Source organism: Acinetobacter sp. (assembly GCF_045628685.1).
Lineage (GTDB): Bacteria > Pseudomonadota > Gammaproteobacteria > Pseudomonadales > Moraxellaceae > Acinetobacter.
This window is the reverse complement of sequence record NZ_JAZQPV010000019.1, coordinates 23,746-36,607: the sequence shown is the minus strand read 5'-3', so window position 1 is coordinate 36,607 and position 12,862 is coordinate 23,746. Positions and strand designations below refer to the sequence as shown.

8 protein-coding genes are annotated in these 12,862 nt (G+C 39.9%); 7 read left to right on the top strand and 1 reads right to left on the bottom strand.

Annotated features, from left to right (window positions below):
• The first annotated feature begins 487 nt into the window (after positions 1-487).
• From ACKI4H_RS03105 to ACKI4H_RS03095, 3 genes are all read left to right on the top strand, one after another.
• Positions 488-988, top strand: a complete 501-nt coding sequence (locus ACKI4H_RS03105; RefSeq protein ID WP_407303842.1) for a Dps family protein — start codon at positions 488-490, stop codon at positions 986-988.
• 331 nt (positions 989-1,319) lie between these two features.
• Positions 1,320-3,020 carry an NAD-dependent malic enzyme gene (locus tag ACKI4H_RS03100; RefSeq protein WP_407303841.1) on the top strand — a complete coding sequence of 567 codons (1,701 nt, stop codon included), beginning with the start codon at positions 1,320-1,322 and terminating at the stop codon, positions 3,018-3,020.
• 328 nt (positions 3,021-3,348) lie between these two features.
• Complete coding sequence (locus ACKI4H_RS03095; protein WP_407303840.1) at positions 3,349-4,914, top strand: diguanylate cyclase; 1,566 nt, start codon at positions 3,349-3,351, stop codon at positions 4,912-4,914.
• 28 nt (positions 4,915-4,942) lie between these two features.
• On the opposite strand, the gene ACKI4H_RS03090 is transcribed toward ACKI4H_RS03095, so the two are convergent.
• Positions 4,943-7,504, bottom strand: a complete 2,562-nt coding sequence (locus ACKI4H_RS03090) for an EAL domain-containing protein (RefSeq protein ID WP_407303839.1) — start codon at positions 7,502-7,504, stop codon at positions 4,943-4,945.
• Positions 7,505-9,122: 1,618 nt separating this feature from the next.
• On the opposite strand from ACKI4H_RS03090, the gene ACKI4H_RS03085 reads away from it, so the two are divergent.
• The 4 genes from ACKI4H_RS03085 (at position 9,123) to ACKI4H_RS03070 (ending at position 12,862) form a co-directional block, all read left to right on the top strand.
• A complete protein-coding gene (locus ACKI4H_RS03085) occupies positions 9,123-9,680 on the top strand; it encodes a lipocalin family protein (RefSeq protein WP_407303838.1) in 558 nt (185 codons plus the stop codon).
• 128 nt (positions 9,681-9,808) lie between these two features.
• Complete coding sequence (locus tag ACKI4H_RS03080; protein ID WP_407303837.1) at positions 9,809-10,792, top strand: acyl-CoA desaturase; 984 nt, start codon at positions 9,809-9,811, stop codon at positions 10,790-10,792.
• The gene (locus tag ACKI4H_RS03075; protein WP_407303836.1) at positions 10,789-12,057 is read left to right on the top strand and encodes an NAD(P)/FAD-dependent oxidoreductase; all 1,269 of its coding nucleotides are present in this window, start codon (positions 10,789-10,791) and stop codon (positions 12,055-12,057) included. Before ACKI4H_RS03080 ends, ACKI4H_RS03075 begins: the two co-directional genes overlap by 4 nt.
• A 19-nt stretch (positions 12,058-12,076) precedes the next feature.
• On the top strand, positions 12,077-12,862 hold the full coding sequence (locus ACKI4H_RS03070; RefSeq protein ID WP_407303835.1) for a DUF1365 domain-containing protein: 786 nt from the start codon (positions 12,077-12,079) through the stop codon (positions 12,860-12,862).

The following is a 12,862-nucleotide window of genomic DNA, read 5'->3' as shown; positions in this document are numbered from 1 at the left end:
CCCCTCATTCACATACTTTGAGTGAGGGGCTCTCCTTTGAGACACTGGATGCCCCAGCGCAAGAATGACTTTAAAATTGTTAAGTTCCTGTGATTGATGCGACCGCAGTACCAAGCCACTCTGTTATTCCAAAATTTAAAAAGTACTGCTGATTTATACTGGAGCACTGTTTTAATTCCGTATTTCACTATGTAGTTTATATCCGTTATTTGGGGGGAGGATAACTGCCTAATAGGTCTCAAAAAATTATTTTTCTGAGAAGATAAGACTTAACAGCGGATGTGTGGATAAACGAGTTATATTTGAGAGGCGAGGACTCCTTCTATAGGCATATCAGGTAACCGTGCGGCATGATTAATATTTCATCCTTAGCCGACACCCATTGTTTATCTTTACATAGCATTACTAGAATTGAAAAAAGAAACAGAAAAACTAAATTTTAAGGAGTACGATATTTTCTATAAAAATTGATAAGGAGTTCTAAAAAATGGGAAAAACCAAGCAACCCGTAAATCTAATTGATATAGATATTGGGATTTCGAAGGAAGATCGTGCCAGCATTGTTCAGGATCTGTCTCGTTTACTCGCAGATAGTTTTACCCTGTATCTCATGACGCATAACTTTCATTGGAATGTAACTGGTCCTCAGTTTAACAGTCTACATACCATGTTCATGACTCAATATACCGAACAATGGAATGCACTTGACGTGATTGCGGAGCGAATTCGTGCCTTAGGATTTCCTGCACCGGGTACGTATAAGCAATTTTCATCTTTAACAGCCATTAACGAAGTTGAAGGTGTCCCTAAAACCCAAGACATGATCAAGCTTTTAGTCAATGCGCATGAAACTGTGGCACGCACTGCCAGAGGGATTTTTTCAATTGTAGAAAAAGCCAATGATCAACCGACTGCTGATATGTTAACACAGCGACTTGATGTGCATGAAAAGACGGCTTGGATGTTAAGAAGTCTTTTAGAAGAGTAATCAGCCAGCGTCTGTCTCGCCATTTTTTATATAAATCGCGAGACAGATTCGGGATTCTGGGTTGAAGAAAAATATTTAGTTCCGTTGTTGAGCTCTCATTGCTGAAACCGATATTAATCGTTCAACTGAGTTAAAAGCATCGTAAAAGTGAGTTTGGCTTGACGATAACGTTTTACAGGTTCGCTTTTTTATTCACAGATAAAATCAGTTGTGAATTGAGATCAAGTTTATAAATATCAAATTGTCATCAAATAGGGCTAAGCTAGATTTTGGTTAGATGGGATGGGTTTTTTCTGAATCCCATCGACAATACGTCAAAATGAGATTGGAAATGACAACGAAAAATTTGGATCAAAAGAGAGCTTTATATATTCCTTATGCCGGTAATGCCCTGTTAGAACTACCCTTGTTAAACAAGGGATCTGCATTTACTGAACAAGAACGTCGTTATTTCAATTTGCAAGGCCTTATTCCTCATGTGATTGAAAGCATTGAGGAGCAGAGCCAGCGTTCCTATCAACAATATTGTGCTTTTAATGATGCCATCAACAAGCATATTTACCTGCGTAATATTCAAGATACCAATGAAACTTTGTTCTATCATTTAATTGAGCAGCATTTAAGTGAAATGATGCCGATCATTTATACTCCCACCGTGGGTGAGGCCTGTCAGCATTTTTCCGATATTTATCGCCGCCATCGTGGGATTTTTATCTCTTACCCAAATCGGGAAGATATTGATGACATTTTACAAAATGTGAATAAAAAAAATGTCAAAGTCATTGTACTTACCGATGGTGAACGTATTTTAGGTTTGGGTGACCAAGGGATTGGCGGGATGGGCATTCCGATTGGAAAACTGTCTTTATACACTGCCTGTGGCGGTATAAGTCCCGCTTATACCTTACCGATTACCTTAGATGTCGGGACCAATAATCAGCAGTTGCTCAATGATCCTATTTATATGGGCTGGAATCAGCCACGGATCAGTGGAGATGAATATTATGAATTTATTGACCAGGTGATTGAAGCGATTCAGCGCCGCTGGCCAAAAGCGCTGATTCAGTTTGAAGATTTTGCGCAAAAAAATGCTATGCCCTTGTTGAGTAAATATCGTGATCAAATTTGCTGTTTTAATGATGATATTCAAGGCACAGCTGCCGTCTCAGTCGGCAGTTTAATTGCTGCTTCGCATGCAGCAGGCAAACAACTGAAAGATCAGACGGTAACTTTTTTGGGTGCAGGTTCAGCGGGTTGTGGGATCGCAGAACAAATCGTGGCACAAATGGTGACAGAAGGTTTAACCGATGCACAGGCACGTGCGCGTGTTTATATGGTCGATCGCTTTGGCTTGATCACTGAAAACCAGCCGAATTTGCTTGATTTCCAACGCAGGCTTGCGCAAAAATCTGAAAACATCGGGCCTTGGGGCAATGCGGATCAAATAATTTCTTTACTGGATGTGGTACGAAACGCCAAACCTACGGTGTTGATCGGTGTATCGGGTCAATCCGGTTTATTCACTGAGGAGATCATTAAGACGTTGGCAGCCAATTGTGAGCGTCCCATTGTTTTGCCGTTATCGAATCCGACCTCACAAGTGGAAGCGGTGCCAGCAGATATTCTGCGATGGACCGAAGGTAGGGCCCTCATTGCGACCGGCAGCCCATTTGCACCTGTGAATTATCATGGCAAGATTTATAACATTTCGCAGTGTAATAACTCTTATATTTTTCCGGGTATTGGTTTGGGAGTGATTGCCTCGGGTGCAACTCGGGTAACCGATAGTATGCTGATCGCATCGAGCAATACCCTAGCAGCATGCTCACCCATGTTACGAGACCCGGAAGCAGATTTATTGCCGGATTTGAATGAAATTCAGCAGGTCTCTAAAACGATTGCCTTTAAAGTGGCCAAAGCAGCAATGGAAGCCGGTGTTGCACCCCTCATTTCTGATGAGCTGTTAACGCAAGCCATTGAGGAAAATTTCTGGCAGCCGGGCTACCGTGATTATAAGCGTAGCACTTTCTAATTTTCATCAACATGATTTTGCGCTGAGCGAAGACCAGCGTGTTAACCGAGTTATGGAAATAGCTCGGTTTTTTAAATTAACAGTATTATGGTTTGACTGCTGATTAAACTGGAAATGGAAGGATTTTCGAGATGGCACGATATATAAATTGGAGGGCAGAAGTTTAAAGCAGATCAACCATGCTACCTTTAATTATTTTAATAAAGACTTTGATATTCTGGTGACTAAAACTATAAATCATCAAGTTGATTACAAATCAATTTGTTAAGTTATTTGGCATATATGTTATAAAGTGTAAATCTAGTCGCAATATTTTTGGATCAGGTTTTTGAAACAGATTCTTTTGGCACTTAAGTTAAATCTTCGGAAATTGATTCTGATTTCGATCATTATCAGTGTTTCGTGCTTATTTATTGTTTCTATATTTATTCTCAATTATGTAATTAAAGAGCAACTGATTCAGAACTCGCTTTCAGTCAATGCCAAATATGCTGCCAAGGTTGCCACCAGTGTAAACCAGCATTTTGAAGATATGCTCAAAGAATTAAAGTATAGTGCTGATCTGTTAGGACAGGATTTTTCTAATCGTCAATTAACCGAAGAAGAAGCCAAGCGTCTTAAAAATCAATCCAACAAATTTAATAGTTTATTAATTGTAGATAAGCAAAAAAGAATTGTCTCTTTTGCACCAAAAAGCTTGAATCTGAATACTCGGATTTTATATAAAACAGTAGGGATTTCTGAGTCATTAAAGCATAAAACCACTTATATTTCTTCGCCTTATTGGTCAGTTAAACATAATCTAGTGGTACTCTTGTCTCAACCTATTTATGACCAGAATAAAAATTATCACGGCATGATTGGCGGCACGATTTATTTACAAAAGAATAATCTGATTCAGAAAATGCTCTCTACCGATTATGATTTTAAAAAAAGTTATATGTATGTGATTGATCCCCATAATCGTATTATTTTTCATCCAGATCCGAGCAGAATTGGAGAAGAAATTCTCAATAATAATGGTTTGGACCATATGGTGCGTACTCATAGAGGGAGTGTCCGCTTAATCAATAGTCGGGGGGTGGAAAATCTGGCAGGTTTTGCTTATATTCCCAGCTTAAACTGGGTTGTAGTTTCTCAGCAACCGACAGAAGAGTTATTAAAGCAGGCCAATATAATTCTTTTAAAAGTTTCAGTGGGAATTTTAATTTTTTATTTGTTTATCTTTTTTATTGTCTGGAAAATGTCGCGTTTTATTTCATCCCCTTTAAATAGCTTGGCAAAAATGGCCAGTATGCTTAATCAGCCAGACATTCAAGATAAAATTAAACAAGTTGATCCCTGGTATTTTGAAGTATTAAAATTTAGAACTTCATTGTTGCTTAGTTCCCAGACGTTTAGTGAAAAGATTACTGAATTGCGTCAACATGTGAATACCGATCCACTCACAGGTTTATATAATCGTCGTGGTATGAATATTTTCTTAAAAGAGTTAGTCAGTGTAAAAAGAGATTTTGCTGTGCTTGCGATTGATATCGATTTTTTTAAAAACGTCAATGATAGCTATGGTCATGATCAGGGCGATGAGATCTTAAAGACCTTGGCAAGTTTTATGAAAAGTAATTTCAGGGACGAAGACGTGTGTTGTCGTTATGGTGGAGAAGAGTTCATTGTATTAATGACGACTGCCGATCCTAAGGTGGCCTACAATGCAGCTGAGCGTTTAAGAAAGACTATGGAATCCAGCAATATCAATTCTATTGGACCCATTACCCTCTCTGTGGGAATTGCATTCTGGCCTCAAAATTCAGATGATGTGAGGGAAGTGTTTAAAATGGCCGATAACAAGCTTTATGAAGCTAAAAATAGAGGACGTAACTGTGTTCGTCATTAGAAAATTGATGCTGTATTGATTTTTATCCTCATTCTACCTCTCCATAATTTAATTTCAGCTCTGCCAGGGAAGCAGGTTGGGCAAAATAGTAGCCTTGGAAATAATCACATTGATATTTCCTGAGGAACTGAGCTTGAGCTTGCGTTTCTATGCCTTCAGCCACCACATCTAAGCCCAGTTTATGGGCCATGACAATAATTGCCGCAACAATAGCGCCATCTTTTTCATTTTTAGGTAAATTTTCAATAAAACTGCGATCAAGCTTCATCTCATCAATCGGTAAAGTACGTAGATAACTCAGGCTGGAGTATCCTGTTCCAAAGTCATCGACCGAGACTTTTACGCCTAAATCACGTACAGCTTTTAAAATTTCTAAAGAGCGGTCAGAACCGGCAATTAACATGGTTTCAGTGACTTCAACTTTTAATAATTCTGGCGCTAGCTGGGTGTCTGCCAGCGTTTGTTGTAGTTCCTGCAGAAAGCCCGTGCGTCTAAATTGCAAGGGAGAAAGATTGACTGCAACACTGAGGCTCGCATCATGCAGCTTGTTCCAAGCTACGATATCCTGACAAACCTGTTGTAATACCCATTGACCAATCACGACAATTTGCCCGGTTCTTTCAGCGAATGCAATAAAGTCTGCTGGAGAGATCAAACCTCTTTGTGGATGTTGCCAACGGATTAAGGCTTCTACACTTTTCAATTGACCGGAATCAGCATCAATAATCGGTTGATAGACCAGCCTAAACTGTTTTTCTTCAAGTGCGACCATTAATTCATGACGCATCAGCACGTAATCAATTTTCGGGGTGCGGTTTGCGTTAAAAGCATACCAGTGCCAAGTATTTCCACCTTCTTTTTTGGCTTCACTCATGGCATGTATCGCATGATGCAGCAATTGTTTTGATTTCTCTACCTGAGGGTCATCGTCTGCAATGCCAATACTGGCACTAATATGGATTTTATGCTCCTCAATCTCAAATGGAGCGGATAAGCTTTTTAATATTTTCTCCGCAATCACAGCGACTTGTTTTAGATCCTGGCAGTTATTGAGAAGTATGGCAAATTCATCTGCTGAAAAATGAGAAATCACATTATCTTCTTGAATAATTTGACCCAGGCGATTTGCTACCGCACTTAGAAGCTGATCGCCAATGAGGTGTCCCAAGCTTTGATTCAAGGGCTGGAAGTCATCTAAATCCAAATACATAACCACCAAGGATCGAGGACTCTCTTGTTGTATGCAGAATGCGGCATCGAGTGCTTCTTCAAAGGTGTGATGATTGATTAAACCGGTTAGACTATCGTGGGTTTGCTGACGCGCTATATATTCGCTATTTGCCCGTTGCTGAGTGACATCCTGCTGAATTCCAATAAAATGGCTGCAAACATTTTTGTCATCAAAAACCGGTCCTAATATCAGTTGGTTCCAGAACCAGCTCCCATCTTTGCGATAGTTTTTTAAGGTGACCTGAATTTCCTGCTGTTGGTTAATCGCATGGCGTATTTGATTTACCGTTTCAGGATCGGTATCAGGACCTTGCAGAAAACGACAATTTTTACCCAAGATTTCTTCTTTGGTATAACCGGTCAGGCTTTCAAACGCAGGATTCACATATTCAATTGCTTGGTTCTGGCGAATACTAGTCAACAGAATTCCATGAGGACTAGCATCGACACTCCGTTTCAGCAAACGCAGCATTTCCTCGGATTTACGCCGATCGGTAATATCATGAGCGATACCGAATACTCCCACGACCTGTTCAGCTTGTTTAATCGGTAAATAAGTGAGGTCTAGCCAGCAACATTCCCCTAAGGCATCAATAGCTTGGATTTCCAGGTGCTGACCATTGCCTTGCACTGCTTGTTCAAAAGCAGTTTGAGTTGTGGATTGAAATTCAGCACAAATAAATTCCGAGAAATGTAAGCCCGGGATCTGTTCAAGATTAAATTTAGTGAAGTCTGTAGAGGCGAGATTTACATCAATAATCCTGCCTGCAAGATCATGTTCAAAAATTGCATCTGGATGGTAATTAAAGAAAGATCGATATTTATCATTCAGGGCGAGTCTTTGCTGCCGTTCTGCATAAAGATCCATGCTTAAGGCAACCAAAGATGCGGCATGACGGATTAATTTAATATGCGTAGAGGTAGGCTGTTTAGGCGCCCGATAATAGGTTCCAAAGGTCCCATAGAGTTTTCCTTGTGCATTAATAATGGGCGCAGACCAACAGGCATTGAGATTTTCTTCTTGAATCTGGGTTTGGAACAATTCCCAGTTCTTATCCTGCATTAAATTTTCACAAACCACCAGTTCTCGATGAAAAGCGGCTGCTCCGCATGCACCCACATTTGGGCCTATTTTTAGGTCGGTGATGGCTTCTTTATAGCGATTCGAAAAATGCTCTGTACCGCTGATCAGATTTAATGTTTGTTCAGTTTCTGAGTACAACATAATCGATACCATTGAATCCGGTATCCGCGCCTCTAACCATTGACTTACAGTATGAAAGATCACTGTTAAGTCCGCATGTTGTCCAATTAAATTAAAAATAGACTGAGTATCTAAATCATTCGCGGTTGGACTCATATGTCATCCTTGAGTGGTATTGCTCATATTTGATAGATTCTCAACTGAATTTTTTAAATCCGCGCTAAATATTGATTATTCATCTCACTTAAATAATATAACAAAATGTGATAATTCTCACATACAATTATCTGCAAGGGTAATGCTCCCTGCAAATAATTGAGTTTAAAAGTAGAAAATCGAATAATCTTTAGCCAAGGGCTAAAAATTAAATATTATAATCAGGTGTTTGGAAAGATATAGGGTGGTAAGTTTATTTTTTGAATAAGAATCAGGGGGAGAGCTGCACGGTTCTTCATTTTTAAAGTCAGGATTGGCTTCCTTAAACTTTATTTGCTTGAGAACAGTGAATCTGGGTAAGCGGTTTTTAATAATATCTTGAGTGGCTGACTTTCCGCTTTAATCTATAAAATTTTGTTTTTATTTTAGGCAATATTCTATTTTAGACGGATATTACAATATGAAAATTTAGGATTAATTCAAGGAGGTAACCCTGCATATTTTTGACTGGGTAAAAAACACAGATTTTAGCTCACGCTGTTATTACCTTGTAGAATAGGGCAATCTTATAATTATTAAAAATAAAATTTGGATTTTATATCCACGTTTCATATGATTTATAGGATGGAAAGTGAAATGATTTGGATAAGAAAAGCGTAACCCTCTAATTCTTTATTTGCTTCTTTGCTCTTTTTTTTATAACAAAGAATTAGAGAGTTAAATTTCTGCTACCCTGCATAATTTTATATTTGTTTATTGTTATTCTGAAACTGATTAAATCATTTATCGATTAAGGTTTCATCACAAAAGATCAAAATATGCTCACTAAAATGTAAGTTAGTGTGACTAAAATCACATATTACTTAAACTTACTAATTGTTACGTCGAATCAAACCCTCCCCGTCAACTAACCATCTAATTATTTTGCAGCTTGAAGCTGTTTATATTCATAAAAAACCAAGCCTGACTTTAACCGAATTTGAATTTGTGCCGCTATGATTTACCCTCTTTTTTTGAATACTTTGGCAAGAATAACCTTATTTTGAACCGCTCAATTCATACCATATCTTGTTATAAAGATTAATTTTTTCCGTTAAAAATATATCCCTCATAAAAAAGCTTACCAACATTTACATGGGGTAAGCATTTGCCGTAATAACTTCGGCTAGAGAGGGTGGGATGAATATCTAATGTGGGTTTGGCCGCATTTTCGGCACACTTTAACCACATTACCTTTATTGTCCTGTTCATACTCATAAGCATGCACACAGAACAACTGTTTTAAAAATGTGAGCATCAATTCTCCTTTAATTCCTTAAATTTTCAAGGAATTATAGATTTGTTCAGTGACTAGAATACTAGTCTACTGAACATAATAAAGATGGTCTGGTGAATTTTTTGTGAAGTGAAAAGCAAAAAGCCGCAGGAAAAACCCTTTTTATAACCCTGCATATTGTTCAATGAATGAAAGCATTCACATGATTTGAACACTGATATAAATAATAGATTTCCTGAAAATCCCTTCATTTTTTTAAGATCAGGATTTTATTTAATTTTTCACAGTTTGTTCACACCGCTGTGTGTATTTTGCAGGATTGAATATCTGACAGGTCATCACATGAAAAACTTTATCAAACCTCTTCTTGCCACCCGCTTAATCGCATTGGCTTGTCTCGGTTTTTCTTTAACGGTGCAAGCCGATACCATGAAACCCCAAGCAGTAGACCGTATTGATATTCAGCAGTATGCGGGCCGATGGTATGAAATTGCGCATTTGCCTATGTATTTTCAACGAAACTGTATAGGGAATACCACTGCTGATTACACAGTGAATTCAGATCAGACGATTGGTGTTTTAAATAGCTGTCATACTACTACAGGAAAAATCATCGCTTCCCAAGGTCGGGCTTACCCCCAAAATCCAGGCATGAGCAAACTCAAGGTCAGTTTTTTGCCCGCTGGTTTGAGATGGTTACCCTTTACTAAAGGTGATTACTGGGTATTAAGAGTAGATTCTGAATATCAGGTTGCTCTTATCGGCGGACCGTCGCATAAGTACTTGTGGGTTTTATCTAAAAATCCTGATTTAGATGAAGCGACCTATCAATCTTATTTAGAAACAGCACGCCAGTATGGTTATGACCTGAAAAATTTGATCAAAACGCCACAACAGTAAGGGCTGAGTTGATACTGAGCTAATCTTGATTGCCTCAGTATAGCCTAGGACATAAGCTTCACATAAATTTCATATCGCGTTTAATAGAATGAAAAATATAAATAAATATTCAATATCTGGAAGAAACAATGTTTAAATTTTTTCTAGGCTGGATGGATAGCTGGTCGGAGAGTGCGGATATTCAAACTGTGCCACACCCCCGGCATACTAAAGATATCCAAATTCAATGGCTGCGCATCTTGCCTTTCATTCTATTGCATGTGGCATGTTTAGCCGTATTTTGGGTGGGGGTGTCTTGGTTTGCTGTGCTGTTTATGCTGTTTTTCTACGGTTTAAGAATGTTTGCCATTACGGCATTTTTTCACCGCTATTTATCGCATAAAACTTTTCAGACTTCGCGACTTGTTCAGTTTGTCTTTATCCTGATTGGTACCATGAGTGCTCAGCGGGGGCCTTTGTGGTGGGCTGCCCATCATCGTTATCATCATCGCTTTACCGATACCGAGCAAGACCCGCATTCATCCACGCATGGTTTTTGGTATAGCCATGTCGGGTGGTTTCTAAACCAGCAAAATTTTAGTACCCGTAAAGCAGTGATTAAAGACTGGCTTAAATATCCTGAGCTGATCTGGCTAGACCGTTTCAGTCTTCCGGTGGTTTTGGTAACCGCAGTGGGCATTTATATTTTAGGTGAATGGCTGGCTGTTACCTCTCCATTATTAGGTACGACGGGACCCCAGCTTTTGATCTGGGGCTTTGTGATTTCAACCGTATTGTTGATTCATGCCACCTTGTGTATCAATTCCTTGGCACACCTCTATGGTTCACGTGATTTTGACACTCCAGATTACAGTCGCAACAATCTATTGCTTTCAATTATTACCTTGGGTGAGGGCTGGCATAACAACCATCATTATTATGCAGGCAGTGCCCGTCAGGGTTTTTACTGGTGGCAAATTGATATGACTTATTACCTGCTAAAAATCATGTCATGGCTGGGCGTGGTATGGGGGCTAAAACCCATTCCTGAACGGGTGTATGGGGCAAGCCTCACGACAGCATCAAAACTCAAAATCGGTTTGCATAAAGTTGAACCTGGAGAAAATTCATGAACATAGCCATTATTGGATCCGGTATTTCAGGGCTCTATGCAGCATGGAGACTTTCGGGGCAGCATCGGGTTACTGTATTTGAAAAGAATACATATTTTGGCGGTCATACCGACACGCATCAGTTTCAGATCGAGGGGCAGCAGGTCGCAGTCGATAGTGGTTTTATTGTATTTAATGACTTTAATTATCCATTATTTAGTGAAATGCTGAGGCAGCTCGGGGTGGCAGCACAAAGTAGTGATATGGGTTTCTCCGTCAATAATCGGGTCACCGGGCTGCAATATAATCCTTCACAAAAATGGTCTTTATTGAGCCGTCCGCAAAACTTTCTCAATAAAAAATTCCGCCGGATGCTTTCTGATTTACTGCGTTTTTATAGTGACAATAAAGATCTTGCTGTGGCTGATTATGATCCTGAACTGAGCATTGAAGCTTATTTAAATCAAAATGATTATTCAGAAGAATTTCGTCAAGAACATCTCTATCCGATGTGTGGTGCCTTATGGTCGAGTCCGGTTGATCAGGTGGGAAAAATTCCGTATAAATTTGTGATCAGTTTTTTTCAGCATCACCGGATGTTACAGCTGAAAGAACGTCCACAATGGCAAACGGTCAAAGGCGGATCTGCCACTTATATACGGGCGATTCAGCAGCAATGCCCCTCAATTCAGTGGAAAAATCTGGCAGTAGACGGGGTGAGCCGGCATGCAGATCAGGTACTGATCGATACTGCTGAGGGACTGCAGAGCTTTGACTGGGTTATTTTTGCCAGTCATGCCGATGACAGCCTGGAACTGCTCAAAGATCCGACCGTATTAGAGTTGGAGGTGCTGAAAAATTTCAGTTATCAGGACAATCATATGGTGGTGCACCATGATCAGTCCATAATGCCGAAACGGCGTTCGCAGTGGGCTAGTTGGCATGTGCACGTGACGCCCGATCAGAGCACATCAACAGCATCTGCATCTGACATTTATTATGGTTTTACTTACTGGATGAACAGGCTGCAAAATTTAGCCTGCAAGACCCAGATTTTCTCGACCTTAAATCCCCGTATGCCGATCAATCCAAATCAGATTCTGGTCGAACGGCATTACCGTCATCCGGTTTTTGATGAAAAAGCCATTAAAGCTCAGTCGCGCTGGCAGGAGATCCAGGGCCACAATCGCAGTTCATTTTGTGGAGCTTACTGGGGTTGGGGATTCCATGAGGATGGTGCCCACAGTGCGGCAGGTGTGGTTGAACAATTGGCTCATTTAGCATGATTCGCCATGGAGCTCACAGATGTTAAATATATCGCTTGCGATTGCGGATGCCAAAATTCGTCATAGGCGCTATGCGCCCAAAGCACACTCTTTTGAGTCAAGTTTGAGCTATTTATGGTTTGATCCCGATCAGCTGGAGAGCATCACGGCAAAATCATGGCTATGGTCATGCCGGCGCTGGAATATATTGAATCTATATCCAGCTGATTTTCTCACCGCCTATCAGGGTACGCTACGACAAAAGGTGCAAAAGGCGCTATTGCAGTATACCAATACCTTATTGTTACCCACCTGGCAGATCCGTATTCTGGCTTTACCCCGTTGTCTGGGTTTTCGCTTCAATTCCGTGGTGTTTTATTTCATTTTGGATCAAGACCATCAACCCCTGTTCATTCTCAGCGAGATTACCAATACGCCCTGGAATGAACGTCAGGTGTATGTACATGACTGTCGTGATCAGGCTGAAATACATGGAGATTTTCAGGACTATGAATTTGATTTTGGCAAATCCTTTCATGTTTCTCCCTTTATGCCGATGGAGATTGATTACCGTTGGCGGTTTAACTTTTCCGAGACGCTCAACGTGATTCATATGCAGCTGTTTCAGCAGCAACAACTGATCTTTGATGCCACCCTACGCTTTTGTTTAAATAGCATCACATTTCCTTCACAACTGCATCGTTATGCTGTCATGCATAGTATTGAACCTTTCAAAATGGTGGTTTCCATCTATGTTCAAGCTTTGCAGCTCTGGTGGAAAAAAGTTCCATTTTATCGGCATCCCAAAAAAGAAAAGGATCAATAA